This window comes from Prochlorococcus sp. MIT 1307, from assembly GCF_034092395.1.
Classification (GTDB): Bacteria; Cyanobacteriota; Cyanobacteriia; order PCC-6307; family Cyanobiaceae; genus AG-363-K07.
Genome location: NZ_CP139301.1, coordinates 1,650,112 through 1,666,818 on the forward strand (window position 1 = coordinate 1,650,112; position 16,707 = coordinate 1,666,818).

The 16,707-nt window shown below is 41.3% G+C and carries 17 protein-coding genes; 8 read left to right on the plus strand and 9 right to left on the minus strand.

What is annotated here, in order from left to right:
- Positions 1 to 16: 16 nt before the first annotated feature.
- Together atpC and atpD are read right to left on the minus strand one after the other, a co-directional pair.
- A complete protein-coding gene (atpC, locus tag SOI82_RS08405; protein WP_320666976.1) occupies positions 17 to 427 on the minus strand; it encodes an ATP synthase F1 subunit epsilon in 411 nt (136 codons plus the stop codon).
- 115 nt (positions 428 to 542) lie between these two features.
- The gene (gene atpD / locus SOI82_RS08410) at positions 543 to 2,009 is read right to left on the minus strand and encodes a F0F1 ATP synthase subunit beta (RefSeq protein WP_320666977.1); all 1,467 of its coding nucleotides are present in this window, start codon (positions 2,007 to 2,009) and stop codon (positions 543 to 545) included.
- A 225-nt stretch (positions 2,010 to 2,234) separates the two neighbouring features.
- Between atpD and groES the strand changes: the two genes are divergently transcribed.
- Both groES and groL read left to right on the plus strand, forming a co-directional pair.
- Positions 2,235 to 2,546: a co-chaperone GroES gene (groES, locus tag SOI82_RS08415; protein ID WP_320668404.1), complete on the plus strand. Its 312-nt coding sequence runs from the start codon at positions 2,235 to 2,237 to the stop codon at positions 2,544 to 2,546.
- A 72-nt stretch (positions 2,547 to 2,618) separates the two neighbouring features.
- Positions 2,619 to 4,250, plus strand: a complete 1,632-nt coding sequence (gene groL / locus SOI82_RS08420) for a chaperonin GroEL (protein WP_320666978.1) — start codon at positions 2,619 to 2,621, stop codon at positions 4,248 to 4,250.
- Positions 4,251 to 4,574: 324 nt separating this feature from the next.
- Here the strand turns inward: groL and secG are convergent, their stop codons facing one another.
- Both secG and gpmI read right to left on the minus strand, forming a co-directional pair.
- Positions 4,575 to 4,805, minus strand: coding sequence for a preprotein translocase subunit SecG (gene secG, locus SOI82_RS08425; protein ID WP_320666979.1), 231 nt, complete (start codon positions 4,803 to 4,805; stop codon positions 4,575 to 4,577).
- Positions 4,806 to 4,862: 57 nt separating this feature from the next.
- The gene (gene gpmI / locus SOI82_RS08430) at positions 4,863 to 6,485 is read right to left on the minus strand and encodes a 2,3-bisphosphoglycerate-independent phosphoglycerate mutase (protein ID WP_320666980.1); all 1,623 of its coding nucleotides are present in this window, start codon (positions 6,483 to 6,485) and stop codon (positions 4,863 to 4,865) included.
- 160 nt (positions 6,486 to 6,645) lie between these two features.
- Between gpmI and pyrR the strand changes: the two genes are divergently transcribed.
- The gene (gene pyrR / locus SOI82_RS08435; RefSeq protein ID WP_320666981.1) at positions 6,646 to 7,200 is read left to right on the plus strand and encodes a bifunctional pyr operon transcriptional regulator/uracil phosphoribosyltransferase PyrR; all 555 of its coding nucleotides are present in this window, start codon (positions 6,646 to 6,648) and stop codon (positions 7,198 to 7,200) included.
- Between the two features lie 49 nt (positions 7,201 to 7,249).
- On the opposite strand, the gene SOI82_RS08440 is transcribed toward pyrR, so the two are convergent.
- A complete protein-coding gene (locus SOI82_RS08440) occupies positions 7,250 to 8,863 on the minus strand; it encodes an Hsp70 family protein (RefSeq protein ID WP_320666982.1) in 1,614 nt (537 codons plus the stop codon).
- 47 nt (positions 8,864 to 8,910) lie between these two features.
- Between SOI82_RS08440 and SOI82_RS08445 the strand changes: the two genes are divergently transcribed.
- The 3 genes from SOI82_RS08445 to SOI82_RS08455 are packed head-to-tail and all read left to right on the plus strand — an operon-like array spanning position 8,911 to position 9,864.
- The gene (locus SOI82_RS08445; RefSeq protein WP_320666983.1) at positions 8,911 to 9,183 is read left to right on the plus strand and encodes a hypothetical protein; all 273 of its coding nucleotides are present in this window, start codon (positions 8,911 to 8,913) and stop codon (positions 9,181 to 9,183) included.
- 60 nt (positions 9,184 to 9,243) lie between these two features.
- Complete coding sequence (locus SOI82_RS08450; protein WP_320666984.1) at positions 9,244 to 9,471, plus strand: DNA-directed RNA polymerase subunit omega; 228 nt, start codon at positions 9,244 to 9,246, stop codon at positions 9,469 to 9,471.
- 15 nt (positions 9,472 to 9,486) lie between these two features.
- Positions 9,487 to 9,864, plus strand: coding sequence for a DUF1818 family protein (locus tag SOI82_RS08455; protein ID WP_320666985.1), 378 nt, complete (start codon positions 9,487 to 9,489; stop codon positions 9,862 to 9,864).
- A gap of 178 nt (positions 9,865 to 10,042) precedes the next feature.
- Here SOI82_RS08455 and SOI82_RS08460 read toward each other — a convergent pair whose 3' ends face one another.
- Positions 10,043 to 10,522, minus strand: a complete 480-nt coding sequence (locus tag SOI82_RS08460) for an EVE domain-containing protein (RefSeq protein WP_320666986.1) — start codon at positions 10,520 to 10,522, stop codon at positions 10,043 to 10,045.
- Positions 10,523 to 10,757: 235 nt separating this feature from the next.
- Here SOI82_RS08460 and SOI82_RS08465 point away from each other — a divergent pair, with 235 nt between their 5' ends.
- Positions 10,758 to 11,306, plus strand: coding sequence for a J domain-containing protein (locus SOI82_RS08465; protein WP_320666987.1), 549 nt, complete (start codon positions 10,758 to 10,760; stop codon positions 11,304 to 11,306).
- Positions 11,307 to 11,324: 18 nt separating this feature from the next.
- Positions 11,325 to 12,386, plus strand: a complete 1,062-nt coding sequence (locus tag SOI82_RS08470) for a hypothetical protein (RefSeq protein ID WP_320666988.1) — start codon at positions 11,325 to 11,327, stop codon at positions 12,384 to 12,386.
- 911 nt (positions 12,387 to 13,297) lie between these two features.
- Here SOI82_RS08470 and SOI82_RS08475 read toward each other — a convergent pair.
- The 3 genes from SOI82_RS08475 to SOI82_RS08485 form a co-directional block, all read right to left on the minus strand.
- Entirely contained in the window at positions 13,298 to 13,675 is a 378-nt protein-coding gene (locus tag SOI82_RS08475) for a hypothetical protein (protein WP_320666989.1), read from the minus strand.
- Positions 13,672 to 16,005, minus strand: coding sequence for a YadA-like family protein (locus SOI82_RS08480; RefSeq protein WP_320666990.1), 2,334 nt, complete (start codon positions 16,003 to 16,005; stop codon positions 13,672 to 13,674). The genes SOI82_RS08475 and SOI82_RS08480 overlap by 4 nt, the downstream gene beginning before the upstream one ends.
- A gap of 62 nt (positions 16,006 to 16,067) precedes the next feature.
- Positions 16,068 to 16,445, minus strand: coding sequence for an MGMT family protein (locus tag SOI82_RS08485; protein WP_320666991.1), 378 nt, complete (start codon positions 16,443 to 16,445; stop codon positions 16,068 to 16,070).
- Positions 16,446 to 16,707 lie beyond the last annotated feature (262 nt).

A 16,707-nucleotide genomic window follows, 5' to 3' on the forward strand; every position in this document is an offset into this window, starting at 1 on the left:
TTAGATTTTGGGAACATTAACTGGCTGATTTCGTTGCTTGTAACCATGCCCTTGCTCGATTGAGGTTTTGTTGAGCTTTTACTTTTTCTGTGGTGTTGATTTGGTCTTGAACTTGATTGAATTCATTCTTGGCAGTCTCTAGTTCTGCTTCTGCACTTGCTGCATCTATTTTGCTTCCTAATTCAGCACCATTTACAAGAACTGTCACTTCGTTGGATTCTACTTCTGCAAATCCTCCTAAAAGTGCAATGGAATTCCAATTCCCATTAGTTAGTACTCTTAAGACTCCTATATCAATGGCTGTCACCATTGATATGTGTCCTGGGAGAATGCCTAGCAGTCCAGTAGTACTTGGAAGAATTACTTCTTCAGCTTTGCCATCAAACACGCTCTGGTCGGGTGCCAGCACTCGTAGGGTGAGGGACATTTTTAGAGGGTGTTGAAGAGAACAGGGGTTTTTTAGAGGGGCAGGGCGTGCAAAAAGGCTTTTACCCTGATGAGAGAACGGTGAGTTTAATTCTCACCGCTCTCGAATTGGAAATCTAAGCTTTGGCTTCTGACGCTATCTTTTCAGCTTTCGCCTTGACTTCATCAATATTGCCTACAAGGTAGAAGGCTTGCTCAGGAAGATGATCAAGTTCCCCACTGAGGATCATGTTGAAGCCTGCAATTGTTTCTTCCAGCTTCACATACTTGCCTGACATACCAGTGAAGATTTCCGCAACAAAAAAGGGTTGTGAAAGGAATTTTTCAATTTTTCTTGCACGGTCCACTGTTTTACGGTCTTCTTCAGAGAGCTCGTCAAGACCAAGAATTGCAATAATGTCTTGCAATTCCTTGTAACGCTGAAGAGTTGATTGGACTGCCCTTGCTGTTGTGTAGTGCTCTTCTCCAACAACTGCTGGCTGAAGCATAGTGCTGGTGGAATCTAATGGGTCTACGGCTGGATAGATACCTTTCGCAGCTAGTGCTCTGGCAAGAACTGTTGTGGCGTCTAGATGAGCAAAGGTAGTAGCTGGAGCTGGGTCAGTTAAGTCGTCAGCTGGAACATAAACGGCCTGTATAGAGGTAATTGAGCCTTCGAGAGTAGAGGTGATTCTCTCCTGAAGTTCTCCTACGTCAGTTCCTAGCGTTGGTTGGTAACCCACGGCGGAGGGCATTCTTCCTAGCAAAGCAGAAACTTCCGAACCAGCTTGAACAAATCTGAAGATGTTATCGACAAAAAGGAGTACGTCCTGCTTATTCACATCTCGAAAATGCTCAGCCATTGTTAGAGCTGAAAGACCAACTCTCATTCGAGCCCCTGGAGGCTCATTCATTTGTCCAAAACAAAGAGCTACTTTTGATTGAGGTAAGTCGTTTGGATTGATTACTCCAGATTCTTTGAATTCTTCGTACAAGTCGTTACCTTCACGAGTGCGCTCTCCTACTCCGCCGAAAACTGAAACGCCACCATGCTCTTTTGCAATATTGTTAATAAGTTCTTGAATTAGAACTGTCTTTCCTACTCCAGCCCCACCAAAGAGACCTACTTTGCCTCCTTGCCGGTAAGGAGCGAGCAGGTCTATGACCTTGATTCCAGTTTCAAATACTTTTGGCTTGGTTTCTAGATCGGTGAGTTTTGGAGCAGCTCTATGTATTGGTGATGTTGTTGAGGTTGTTACAGGACCTTGCTCATCTACAGGCTCTCCTAGAACGTTAAAGATTCTGCCAAGCGTGGCTTCTCCTACAGGAACAGAAATTGGAGCACCTGTGTCTTGAGCTTCCATTCCGCGGACAAGGCCATCTGTGCCACTCATGGCTACTGCTCGAACTCGATGGTCACCAAGTAGTTGCTGAACTTCAGCAGTAAGTGCAACGTCTTGTCCTGCGGGGTTTTTCCCTTCAATTCGAAGAGCATTCAGGATTTTGGGCAACTTACCAGCAGGAAATTCCACATCCAAAACTGGGCCAATCACCTGTCGAACAACACCTTTGGTCCCGGCGGAGGCAGTAGCAGCAGCGGCCATAAGAAACTAAAAAAATGATGGGATGCGCTAAAAGTGCATGCCCTTCCAGAGCCGCGCAACATTACCACTTTGCATGCAAATTGGCCTATGGGTTCGGTCAACCGCACAGGGGGACTATGGTCGGCCACCCACTCAGCCGAATAAGTTGGCACTCATGGACTACGAGTGCTAGCTCAGTCCATTTTGTGGCGTTCCGACGCCCTGTTGTTGCTCCTGCATTCATCCATGGCAGCTGTTTCTCTCAGCGTTTCCACTGTTAAGCCTCTTGGAGACCGTGTTTTTGTAAAAGTCTCTGAATCAGAGGAGAAGACTGCTGGGGGAATCCTTCTCCCAGACACCGCTAAAGAAAAGCCTCAGGTAGGCGAAGTCGCTCAGGTGGGACCTGGTAAGCGCAATGATGATGGATCTCGTCAATCCCCAGAAGTAGGTGTAGGGGACAAAGTTCTTTACAGCAAATACGCTGGAACTGATATCAAACTTGGTGGCGATGAATATGTTCTTTTATCTGAAAAGGACATTTTGGCAGTCGTGAACTGAGACTTTCCAGTTCCCAAATAATTACAGACTTCTAACCTCCAACAATTTCTCACTTCAAGGAAATCGCCTCCCATGGCTAAGCGCATTATTTACAACGAGCAAGCACGTCGCGCACTAGAGCGTGGTATCGACATCCTTGCCGAATCAGTTGCAGTAACACTTGGGCCAAAAGGTCGCAATGTTGTGCTCGAGAAGAAGTTCGGGGCTCCACAGATTATTAATGATGGCGTCACAATCGCTAAGGAGATCGAACTTGAGGATCACATTGAAAATACTGGTGTTGCCTTAATTAGGCAGGCTGCCTCTAAAACCAATGATGCTGCAGGCGATGGCACTACCACCGCAACAGTTCTTGCTCATGCAATGGTCAAGGCTGGACTACGAAATGTTGCAGCTGGTGCAAATGCCATCACCTTAAAAAAAGGAATTGATAAGGCAACTGATTTCCTTGTAAAGAAAATTGAGCAGAGTGCTAATCCAATTAGCGATAGCAGTGCAATTGCACAATGTGGAACTATTGCGGCTGGAAATGATGAGGAAGTTGGTCAAATGATTGCAGATGCGATGGACAAAGTTGGTAAAGAAGGAGTTATTTCTCTTGAAGAAGGAAAGTCAATGACCACTGAGCTTGAGGTCACTGAAGGCATGCGCTTCGACAAGGGATACATTTCCCCTTACTTCGCAACTGATACTGAGAGAATGGAGGCTGTATTAGATGAGCCTTATATATTGCTTACCGACAAAAAAATTGCTTTAGTTCAGGACCTTGTTCCAGTCCTTGAGCAGATTGCTCGTACTGGAAAACCTCTTTTAATTATTGCTGAAGACATTGAGAAAGAAGCTTTAGCAACTCTTGTAGTGAATCGACTTAGAGGAGTTTTGAATGTAGCGGCTGTCAAAGCTCCAGGCTTTGGTGACCGTCGTAAGGCAATGCTTGAGGACATGGCAGTACTAACCAATGGTCAACTAATTACTGAAGATGCTGGTCTCAAACTTGAGAATGCAAAGCTCGAAATGCTTGGAACTGCTCGTCGAGTCACCATAAACAAGGACACAAGCACCATTGTTGCTGAAGGTAATGAGGCGGCCGTCAAGGCTCGTTGTGAACAAATTAAGAAGCAGATGGATGAAACTGATTCCACTTACGACAAAGAGAAGCTTCAGGAACGTCTTGCAAAACTTGCAGGAGGAGTTGCAGTTGTGAAGGTTGGAGCTGCTACTGAAACTGAGATGAAAGATAAAAAGCTACGACTTGAAGATGCGATTAATGCGACTAAAGCTGCAGTAGAGGAAGGCATTGTCCCTGGAGGAGGAACAACCCTTGCTCACTTATCACCTGTTCTTCAAGATTGGGCTTCAAATACCCTGAATGGAGAAGAATTAATTGGAGCAAATATTGTTGAAGCTGCTTTGACATCACCTTTAATGCGTATTGCAGAAAATGCAGGTGCAAATGGTGCAGTAGTTGCAGAAAATGTGAAAAGCAAGCCAATAAGTGAAGGGTACAATGCAGCAACTGGAGAATACGTAAATATGCTTTCTGCAGGAATTGTGGACCCTGCAAAAGTTACTCGTTCTGGTCTTCAAAATGCATCTTCAATAGCAGGAATGGTTCTAACTACTGAGTGTATAGTTGCTGACCTGCCAGAGAAGAAAGAGGGAGCTAATCCTGGAGCTGGAATGGGTGGTGATTTTGATTATTGATGAGTTAGCCTCTTCAATAGAAAACTAAAAACAAAGAAAAGGGATTTGCTTCTTGCTAGTCTCTTTTCTTTGTTTTTAGTTTTTAAAAGTTTGAAACAGAATTTGAAGCATTATTTGTTCGTTTTGGCAGGTTAACTTTTTAATAATGTCAATAATTTTACTTTTTAAGAGATGCATTGAGGATTGAATTAATAAAAGGATTAATGGCTTATCTTCTTTATTTATGCTCTCTTAAGGTAATAAATAAGGGTATATTTAATTTTCCCTATTTATTGCTTGAAATTATTTTGAGTCTGGATGCTCTTAATATATTTTTTTACTTATTTAGCCGAGCCAACCTGCACTAAGAATGATTGCCAGGCTGAGAAAAATAGTTAGGCAAGCCCATGTCGTTCTTTTAAGTGTGGCTTCAGCGCTACTGGCACTTGTGAACATTGAGCTTCCGCTTGCTGCGAGGCCTCCCATCCCATCGCCTTTGGGGCTATGAAGAAGGACTAACAAGATAAGTACTACCCCAGATACTGCCCATGCCCAAGATAGAAAAGAATTAATCATTATTTGTTGATTAGCAAGCCTTTTAAAAGGTAATTCATTTTGAATGATTGACAGTATTTATGCTGGTTGTGGCATTCGAGCAGATATCGAAGCCGAATCTATTTTCTCAATTAGGGATTCTCCTGTCATTGCATCAGGTTTAGGCAAATTAAGTAAATGAAGAATTGTTGGGGCGATATCTGCTAGGCCACCATCTTTTCTTAATTGAATGCAATTACCATGTCCAGGCAATTTTCTTTGTTCACCTTCAACAAGGATTACTGGAACTGGGTTAGTTGTGTGGGCTGTCCATGGTTGTCCATCAGGGCCTTTCATTTGTTCCGCGTTCCCATGATCTGCTGTTATTAGTAATGTTCCGCTCATTTTCCCTGTGGATTCGAGTAATCGCCCTAGACAACAGTCAACTTTGTGGATTGCTGATGTTGCTGCTTCCATAACACCTGTATGACCAACCATATCTGGATTTGCATAGTTGATTACTACAAGAGAGTAAATACCCTTTTCGATTGCAGAAATACAACTTTCAGTGAGTGCATCTGCAGACATTGCCGGTGACAGATCGTAGGTTGCAACTCGTGGAGATGGCACTAAATGTCGGTCTTCTCCTTCTAAAGGCTTTTCTATCCCTCCATTTAAAAAATAAGTGACATGAGGATATTTTTCAGTTTCTGCTGTGCGGTATTGCTTTAACCCATGCTCAGAAATTATTTGCCCTAGTAAGTGATCTAACGACTCAGGAGGGAATGCTACTGATACAGGTAATTCAGCTTCATATTGTGTGAAGGTGACGATATCTAGATTTGGATGTTGTTTTCTCTTGAAACTTTGAAATTCTTCTAATGTTAGGGCGCGCATTAATTGTCTAGCTCGGTCAGGACGAAAATTGAACATTATTAGACCGTCCCCTTCTTTGAGATACGAAGACGACAGCCTGATAGGTTCTAAAAACTCATCTGTTGTTCCAGCTTTATAACTTTTGGCTAGGCTTTTATGAGCAGATGATTCACTTATTGAGATTTCAGGGTTGGTTAGCAACTCATATGCTTTTGAAGTTCTTTCCCAGCGGTTGTCACGATCCATAGCCCAATATCTTCCACAAAGGCTTGCTATCTCACCTACCCCGTTAACTTTGATTGACTCTTCGATTTGGTGCAAATAATTACCTGCGCTTTGGGTTGGTGTATCTCTTCCATCAGTGAAAACGTGAATTGCTATTTTGCTGAGTCCAGTTGAGGCTGCCCAGTTCAAAAGGCCACATAGATGGTCAACATGACTATGGACTCCACCATCCGAGCAAAGTCCCATCATGTGGAGAGTGCCGCCTTTCTTTTTTAATCTTTTCGACAGGGCTAAAAGAGCAGGAGTTTTAGCTAACTCTTGATTTTTTACGGTATTAGTAATACGTACTAGCTCTTGTTGGATGATTCTTCCAGCACCAATAGTTAGATGGCCAACTTCAGAGTTCCCCATTTGATTATCTGGCAGACCAACATCGGCACCACTGGCTTCTATTAAGGTGTGGGGATATGCCTTTGTAAGGGCATCTATAACTGGAGTGTGAGCATTCTTAACCGCATTATTTTGTTTTTCTTCGCTGTGGCCCCATCCATCAAGTATTGCCAGCACAACAGGTGCTACATGTCCTGAACGCAGGGACTTTCCGGAGCTAATGTTGGGCATTGTGACCGGGATAAATCTTGCTTCCTTTACTTCCAAATATCAAATTACTGCCTAAAAGGTCTCTGCTTCCTTTTCTATCGACTTCCGTCAGCTTTTGCGAATGCAATGCAATATATCCAATAAGGGTTCGTAATAAAATCTATCTCCAATTCATATTTTGATGACCAATACTCGAAACGATGAAAGGGTGGAGATACTGACGGAAGATGAACTTGGACGTACTATTTCACGTCTTGCTTCCCAAGTTTTAGAAACAGTTTCCGATAGCAGAACCCTTTTTTTACTTGGTATTCCAACTAGAGGCGTCCAACTTTCCAGCGTCTTGGCTACACAATTAGAGGCAATAGTTGGTCACCCTATAGATCATGGGAGCCTCGATCCAACTTTTCACAGAGATGACCTCGTCAGAATTGGGACCAGAATGGTCCAACCAACTCAGCTTCCTGCGAGTGTAGAGGGGCGAAGTGTGGTTTTAGTAGATGATGTGATCTTCACTGGGAGAACTGTGCGCGCAGCCCTTGAGGCTCTTCAATCATGGGGAAGGGCTCAAAGGGTCATGCTATTGGTGATGGTTGATAGGGGGCATAGGGAGCTCCCTATTCAGCCTGATTTTTGTGGTCGTACAGTTCCAACACGACGAACAGAAACAATAGAATTGCGACTTCGCGATTTAGATGGTGAAGAAGGAGTATTTTTGCGTCAGACTCTGTCTTAATGGCCTTAAATTTCTTTTTGATTTCTTGGAACTTATCTATTTAAATTGCCTAACGAATTAGACCCAGATTCTTTCTCTTTAGCTCTTTACCTGTACGCAGATCTTTCCCTTCTACTTGGAGGTTGCTTTCAGTGTCAATGATAAAATTTAATTGTAAGCAATCTTCTCCAGGCTCACCTGGGGGAGTTAGAGAAAAGCTATTTATTGTTTGCGACCAACTTGTCATTTCAGGTTCTGTCAATTCATCTTTAATCGTTGGAACTCCATTGATATAAATTACCTCATGAACCCCTTTCTCTTCAGGTTCTCCAATCACTAGATCAATCTCATTTTGATTCTTTTTGCTTGCAGATAGAATTAATTGCAGTCCTGTTGTCGTAGGCCAGGGTTGACCAGCAACAAATAAAGGGTGCCAAATATGTCTTTCACTTTTCTTGTCCCAACAACGTAGGGATGCCCCTTTTCGCAGTACATCTCGTATTGTGACTCCAGGAGTGAGGCTAAGGGCTCCTTTGGCAACAGCCTCTATAGGCGGTGGAGTTAAAAATGGAGCTGGCTGGCTATTTTTTTGTATCCAATTACGAATTAGAGGAATTCTTGCGCCTCCTCCAACCAACACTGCTCCATGAAGATCCTTAAGGCTGCAATCATTTGTATATCCAAGTTCCAGAGTTTGGGATAAAAGTCTGGTTAGACTTTTTAAAAGTCCACGCTCAATAAGCAGTTCTTCTAGTTCAGATCTATTTAGTCGAAGAATTAGCTGGTGACCTTTTGAAGGATAATTAACAGTTTCTTCAAGGAATTCGTTTCTATTTAGTCCCTCTTGGCTGAGACGACATTTAAGTTTCTCAGCTGCATTGAGAAGTGAATCGGTGAGAGGTACATCTGGAAAGAGATGATTTGCGATCCATCGATCAAAATCTCTTCCGCCAAGACGCAGTCCTGCTTTTCCAAGAACCTTTGCGCATCGCATGATTTGGGTGCTTTTGCCTTCAAGATCTTCGCCTGCAAATCTAAGTAATTGAGCAACTGGTTCTGCTCTCCCTTCTCCACCTTCTAGTGAAACTAATGACAGATCAATTGTGCATCCTCCGACATCAACTACTAGTAGTTTGGATCCTGCTGCTAAGCCTGCCCCCATTGCAGCAGCTGTAGGCTCATCTACTAGGGCAATTTCATCGACTGGAAGTGAATGGCATACTTCATTGAGCCACTTTCTATAAGCACGATATGTCGATACAGGAGCAGTTAAGACAAGTCTCTTGATTGCTAATTGAGAGGGGAGCCTCTTCCAAAGTTGGTGAATCAAAAGTTCACCTGCTTTTTCTGGCAAGAGATTTGAATGTCCCAATTGTGGTTGATTATCAGCTCCGATCCAACGCTTGAAATCACTACAAATATGTGTTTTTTCTTGTTCTGTAAGTTCTAAGTCAAGAACTTCTTGTCCCACGAAAACATTTTGATTCTTTTCATGGCAGGCCCACACCAGACTTGGGATTTCCCCTTTGGCTCGACTTATGGGCGGTAGATCTATGAGTTGTGAATTTCTATCTTTTTCTCCCTGGAAGGCTACGACTGTTGTTGAGTTTCCAAGATCTATCGCAAGGGTCCCAAATTCCTTGGAATTCTTCTTCTGCTCTTGTCTTGGCGAGAATCTCTCCATGCCTCTAGTCAAATTTGTTGCTATATGAGATTAAGAGGGACGAGAAGATGTGTAAGTTGCAGCTTCTGGTTTTTTCTTTTTATAGAGAAGAACCTGAAATAAAGAAATTGCTTGATCCATTGCATTCATGCAGCATTACACGAAGCTGGGAAAGCATTCAGATTGATTGCTTAGATTTAAAACACTTAGAATCACTCAAAGCATTACTGATTTATTTAGAACCTCCATTTGCTTTGTTAGGTCTTGGTAGGCAGATCATTTTGCGAGCCCCTGGACTCATCAAATACTCTCATCCGATTGAAGTCTGCTTTAAAAAGTGATCTTTTGAAGTGAATGGGTACATTCTTCCCCTAGAGTAACTTTGGTATTTGTAGAATTCAGTGATTAAATCTGGCTTGGATTCAAAAGATCTTGCTAAACGAGGTGAGAGCCTCATTCGTCAATCTAGCAATCGTTATCTAACTACAGTTCGCATAGCATTTCGTGCTAAGCAGAGAAGATTCGATGATTTTGATGGGCTGCTAGAAGAATCTAGTGTTAAGCCAGTACAGAGAGCAATCGTCGAATTAAGTGATGAGCAAGACCAGCCTGATTTGCTACCTGGGTAATCGAATGGGTAAAGCATGATTCAACATGAAGGCTCTGGCTGGCGCGTAGCAAGGGATTCTTCACGAAGTAGCTTCCCAGTGCTTATTGGAGGTGATGGGTGGGCATTAGAATTGACAGAGGAGGAGTGGACTTCATTGATTCCATTATTAGAGGACCTTATTGAGCAACATAAAAAGTTAGAAAATCAACTAATTCCTGAGGAGTCAATCTCCTTAGAAATCGAGAGAAAGCCGTGGTGGGCTTGTCTGGATGGTGATCGGGATTCCTGGAGTCTTCAATTGATTCTTGGAGACCATGGAACCTCTATTCGTGGGTTTGAAGTTTATTGGCCTATTCCCGCAGCCCAATCTATTACATCTGCAATGAGAAGTATTCATGAGTCTTCTCAGTAATTCCTTAGTTAATACAAGACTTTCTTCCTTATGGACTAAGTCAGCCTGGCAGGCTTGCTGCTATGAGATCTTGATGGCTTTTTAGCAATATTTATTCTAATTGCCAAGTTAAATTAATTTGATACGTCTTTAAATATGAATTTAGGGGCTACAATCTCCAGTATTAATTGTTGTTGATCTACTCTATTGGCTTGCCTAATCTTTCCATGAGATCATTGGCAGTTTTTTGTGAGATTGGCATGATTGAGAGTCTATTACCTTTACGGACAACTTGTAAATCTTCAGGCAAATATATATCTTTTAATTCCTCAAGACTCATGAATTTTTTAAATATTCCTATATATCTCATTTCAGTGCAATCCCACCGAGGACTATTGATTGATACCTTCGGGTCATAATATTTCGAATTTACATCGAATTGTGTTGGATCTATTACTCTAGTTTTAGTTACTTGCATCATTCCTACTATTCCTGGAGGCTTGCAGTTTGAATGATAAAAGAAAGCTTGATCTCCAATTTTCATTGAACGCATGAAGTTGCGTGCTTGATAGTTACGAATCCCATCCCATAGTGTCGTGACTTCTTTTTTGAGTTGACTGATGCTGTATGCCTCTGGCTCACTCTTCATTAGCCAATACGAGATATTTTTGTCAGCCATTGCGATAAAAGAGGTTAGAAAGCTTGTTAAGGGTTAGAGGCTTGCTCGAATTTTGCTGGAATTTGAGCAAGTTTTCCCTTTCCCTATTTTGACTCAATTATCTGGTTTGAGCTTTTAGCTTTTGCAGTGCTTTGGGAGAATCATGTGGCAAGTTCTAGCCTCCCTTGTCCTGAAAGCCTTTTCAGTGACCGGCAAAATAAAATGTACCAAAAAGCTGATCTGCTAATAATTGGTTATGGCACCAAGGCGCAAGCGACTCTCTAAATCTCAAGTAATGGAGTTGATTACTCAGCTCAGGAGAGATGGTTTGTGGACGGATGAAGTCCTCTTTGATTTTGCTGAAAAAGTTAACGGTGCTCCATTTTTAGAACCAAAGAAAAAGCCAATGACCGCAGCGCAAGCCAAGTCAGCAGTTTTGCTGAAATTTGGATGTAGTAATGCCCTGGAGTTGAGAAAAGACAAGACATTCATGATGTCAATGACTGGAGAGACTTTTGCGTTAAGAAGCCGAGAAGATTGGATGAAGCTCTATAGAAGATGGATCGGTGTTCCTCCTGAAGAGAGAGGGAGGATGGGGCCAACATGCATTAACGGAATTGATGTTTTAGAAAACAATCGGCCATGGCATATTTTTGGTTTGGATAGCAATACGGCTTCTAAAGAAGATGTCAAAAAAGCCTTCAAGGCTTTAGCAAAGCTCCATCATCCAGATACTGGCGGCGACCCAAGAGTTTTTCAGCGTTTACATATGATGAAGGATTCCTTGATAGCCCTCATGGATTAACGACCTTTTAACTATCTAATGAAGGATCTACTTACTGACAAAGAAACCGCAACTATTCTTGGTATTAGTAGACCAAGTCTCTATAAGATTGTAAAGACTTTCGATTCAGATCTAACGGGCAAGTGGAAGCTTGAAGAAGGTAAAGATTTCGAATTTGTCACTAGGAATGGTAGACGCAGTAGACGTGCTAGGAGATTTACAGAGGCTGGTGTTGAAGCTATTGCTGCTTATATAGAAAAAGATAAAAATGGTTTCCTAGACTTTATTAAAGAGCTTCTAACTCGAAGAAGGATAAAGAGAAAGAAAACTCTTGTTTCTCGCCGAATTACTCAAGAATTTGTTGAATCTGCTGAGGATTTTATCATTAAAAATGAATTGGCATTTGTTCCTAAGAAAAGCACTATTTACATCCTTCAAACTAATGGTATTGGATACAAAAATACTCTGGACCGTCTTCGTAAAGAAGGATCAGCAGAAGGACCAGAAGCACTTGAAATAGATAAGCATTTTGTGCTTATAGAAGAAGAAAGATTATGGAGTCAAAAAGGAATAGCCAGGATGGCAATTAACATGAGAGAGAAATCCTCTGTGAAGAAATCAAGGGCTCGTACGGCTTGGATGGATGCAGTGGGATTGGTTGTAGAAGATTGCTTTAAAAGAGAAATAAAAAGACTAAAAGCTGCTCCTAAGAATATTGATAAAGCAATTTCAGCTGCAAAACGAGCAACAGGAGAAACCTGTGAGGTGACAGGGAGAAAAAGGACTCAAGGAAACAGGTTGCAATTAGACGGACACCATTTGTTTGATAGGAATACTCGGCCAGACTTGGCTGATCTACATGAAAATATCTTGGTAGTTGAAGGCAATGTCCATTCAGATTTCCATTCCTGGAAAGGAGCAGGGAAATGTGAACCTAAAGACTTTTTGGAATATCTAGATACTTGCAGACTTGATTTGGTTGATCTTGATGATTCTGCTTCAGCACGAAGATATAACAAGCTTGTAGTTCGCCTAGAAAATCTCCAAAAGAACTTTAAAGATAATCACCTCAGGTATCAAGGAGATTTAATTAGGTATTAAGCCATTTTCTCCTAAAGACAAACGCAATGGAGAGCCCATTACAAGCGCTATTACTACTTCAATGCTCCTCATACTTCTTGAGATAACTTGAAAGCTAAGTAGTACCGAACATCTTTAGCGATATCCAGGTTGTGATAGATGTAATTGAATATTTCTCGCCTATTTGCTTGCTAGAATTTTGCTAGAATAGATTTACCGAGATCGCTCAGATCCATTGGTATCATTGGCTTGTAACTGTTCATTAGCCAGTAGTTTATTTCAGTCATGCCAAGGGATTAAGAGGAAAATACAGGGTTAGAATAAAGTTAGAATAACTACACTTTAGAGACAAAGGTTGCCTAGTTGGCGATCACTTTAAGAAGTGAAAATACCATCAAAGGAAAACTTGTTTGAACAAGCTTCTTGTCTGCTGACATTATCGCTCAATCCTTTCTCGTATGGATCTGACCGAAGAGCTTTTCTATGCGGAGTTGAATCGCATACATCTGAGTTCGATCAAAGAAAAATCTTTCGCCTTTGTTGTTCTTGACCGTTGTGAGGAGCACATAAAGCTGTAAACCCAAGAAGATGAGTCCAACTAGCAATAGAACTGAATAGGGGTCGCCAAACACTGAATTTCTGATCTTCTGTGCACTTTCTTTTTAGCTATTTTAGTTGGCTCACTCCTGTGGAGTGGCAAGGATGATTGCTCCTTTGGTTAGTCTGTGAACTTTGCTGATAATTGGAAAGAGTTTTTATTGTTGTGATTTTTCTCTCATTTGGAGAGGAACAAATTAATGGTGGAATCGTTCCTAACTTGGTTGCATTCTGTTAGTTCCTTGGATCTTCAGTTATTTCGTTTTCACTGGAAAAATGAAAACTAGTATTTCTAAGTTATTTGTGACCCGTAAAGAAGACTAAGGACTCTCTTCTTAATACCTAAATCTTTTCTCGACTTGCCAGTCGAGGTTACGGTCAATTAATCGACTTGGCGAATTTTCAAGCCTTTGATTCTCATTAAAAACATAGGTTTGTCCAGCAACTCTGTTTTTGAGAATGAGTCCTAAGACCTGATTTGTTTCTAGATCTTTTTGACACTTCCTTAATGAAAAGGTATTCAACGTGTCTATAAAAACTTCTTTCATCTGATTTTTATTGTTATTTGTCTCTGGAATAGCCTTAATGATTCCGTTGTAAGTACCACCATCTTTGATCCATTTAGCGCAATCATATTGAGCTTCGTAGAAAGAAGGATATCCACAAGCGGAAAGAAAGCTTAGAGAAGCTATGGAGGCAATTGCATTTTTCATTTGATGATTCTAAGTGCAAAGACGAAGATTCTGTTATGACTTGAGATTAGAAAGTTTTTCAGGCTTGATAATGGGTTGGATAAGTTAAGGGAAGTGAATATTGGTTTATTGTTTTTTTGAGAATTAAAAGCAATACGCTCAAGTTTGTCCAGCCGCTGATTCTGCTTATGGATTTGATTATTTTGCAGTGTAACTAAATCTCTAAGCTCTTGATTGCTTAGCTTCATTTCTTTGCTTTCTAATTTGATTTTCCGATTGTTTTCTTTGATTCTCTTGTTGCTTGTTAAAAGAAGATTGACTTTGGATTGCAGTGCTTTTTTTTCATTCATGCTGATGAGAGTGCTTTCGTTGGGTTTTCCAAACTTGAAAACAAAACCAGCTTTAACAGCAACGTTATCTAAAGAGCCATTTCCATAGTTTTCAGAACCACCATTAACATAGGAACCACCAAAGTTAAAATTAATTTTCTCATTGACTTTAGAGGCACAACCAACCCCAATTGCATAACTGCGGCTATAAGCACCTGAGCCGATACCACAACTAAATTTTGAATCAGTAGATGCTTGAGGTAAAGCTGTTAGAGCCGCTGATAGTGCAGTAGCTTTAGCTACTGCAGCTCCAAGATTATTAATGTTGTTTCTGTTGGTAGCAATATCTGATGTGTTGGTTGTCGTTTGAGCTGAATCGCTACCAGTAATCTCTGTTCCATTGACTGTCAATGTACCACTGACGACTAAATCATCATCAATAGTTGTTGTGCCACCAGCCGAATCGATGGTTAAGTTTCCAGAAGCGGTATCAATTTCATTATCACCAGTCACACCAATTTGAACGTTATCAATACTGGCACCACCATTGGCATCTAAGGCTCCAGTTAATGTCGTTGCGCCTGTGACTCCTAAGATTCCTGATAGGGAAGTATTGCCGGTGACTTCTAAAGTACCCCCAACGTTTAAGTTTTTAGCAATACCAGCACCACCATCAACTTTTAAAGCACCAGTGGTTGAATTCGTTGATTGAGTGGTGTCATCAATATCTACATCACCGGAGACATCTAATGTACTGTTTAAAGTAGCAGCCCCACTAACAGCTAAATCATCATCAATAGTTGTTGTGCCACCAGCCGAATCGATGGTTAAGTTTCCAGAAGCGGTATCAATTTCATTATCACCAGTCACACCAATTTGAACGTTATCAATACTGGCACCACCATTGGCATCTAAGGCTCCGGTCATGGTTGTCGTACCACTAACAGCTAAATCATCATCAATAGTTGTTGTGCCACCAGCCGAATCGATGGTTAAGTTTCCAGAAGCGGTATCAATTTCATTATCACCAGTCACACCAATTTGAACGTTATCAATACTGGCACCACCATTGGCATCTAAGGCTCCAGTTAATGTCGTTGCGCCTGTGACTCCTAAGATTCCTGATAGGGAAGTATTGCCGGTGACTTCTAAAGTACCCCCAACGTTTAAGTTTTTAGCAATACCAGCACCACCATCAACTTTTAAAGCACCAGTGGTTGAATTCGTTGATTGAGTGGTGTCATCAATATCTACATCACCGGAGACATCTAATGTACTGTTTAAAGTAGCAGCCCCACTAACAGCTAAATCATCATCAATAGTTGTTGTGCCACCAGCCGAATCGATGGTTAAGTTTCCAGAAGCGGTATCAATTTCATTATCACCAGTCACACCAATTTGAACGTTATCAATACTGGCACCACCATTGGCATCTAAGGCTCCAGTTAATGTCGTTGCGCCACTTGCACTTAGCGTGGTAAAAGCACCAGTTGATACTGAGCTTGAACCAATGGCAGTACCGTCAATTGCACCTCCATTTATATCAACACTAGAAAATGTTGAGGTACCAACAATAACATTTAAATCAGCTCCTATCGTTAAGTCACTATCGAATTCTGCCATTCCTTTAATGGTTACATTATCATCAGCTCGACCAAGAACAATTTGATTTACTTTATCAGTCGTTGCTCCATATCCAATCGCTGTAGAGTAGCTATAACCTGCATTGGTATCACCACCCACTGCAGTAGTTCTTAATGCTGATGCAGTGGCGTTATAACCAATAGCAATTGAGTCATGACCGTCGACATCAGCTAAATTACCAATTGAAATTGAGTTATCACTGTCGACATCAGCTAAATATCCAATTGCCATTGAGTCATTCCCCGTCAAAGCACCAACAGCTCTTCCTGCGGAGGTAAAACTTTGAGGGATGTCGTTTGCGAATGATTTGTTTTGAGCAAGTGGCAAAAAGTTTGAGCCAAGTAAGGTAATTGCAAAAAATATTGATTTGCTCTTCATTCTCAAATTTTCAATTAATTATGTGCGCATTATGAGCCTTAAATCTAGAAAAGCTAGGACTTCTAGTTATTGGCTTTGAAGCTCGCTTTTTCTATGGAAAGTTCTTCATAAACTGCTTCTACAGGTTTCCATAAATATCTGCTTAGTGGAATCTTTGATTGAGTATCCACAAAAATGCCTTCGTGTTTCAACAAATCTGTTTGGATCCAATCAGTTCCCTCTCTACTAATTTTCATTGATACTTTGCCTTTGGCGTTGATTACTCGATGCCAGGGAATCGTCGAGGGCAAACTCAATCTCTTTAAAGACCAACCCACTTGTCTAGCGCATCCATATGAACCAATTAGTTCAGCTATTTGCCCATAGGTAGCGACTTGACCTAATGGTATCTGTGAAACAGCTTCATATACCCGCAAATCAAAAGATTTTTTCACGGTCATTTCATTAGACCTCCCAGTCGACTCCATCGTCATCTTCGTCGTATTCATAATTCAGTAGAGAGTTCTCAACCTTTTCTTTGTTCTCTTCTTGATTGGCAAGAGGCATTTCTTCTTCCATTTTTACCATTTCTCTAGTTTGGATAAAGTTTGGATAGAAATTCCTGATTCGCTGAGATCGCTTGATATCACTCAAAGGGAACTTTTCATTAGCCAGTAGTTAATTTCGCTCATTTGCTTGGTATAACTAGAGTTTGAAAGATTA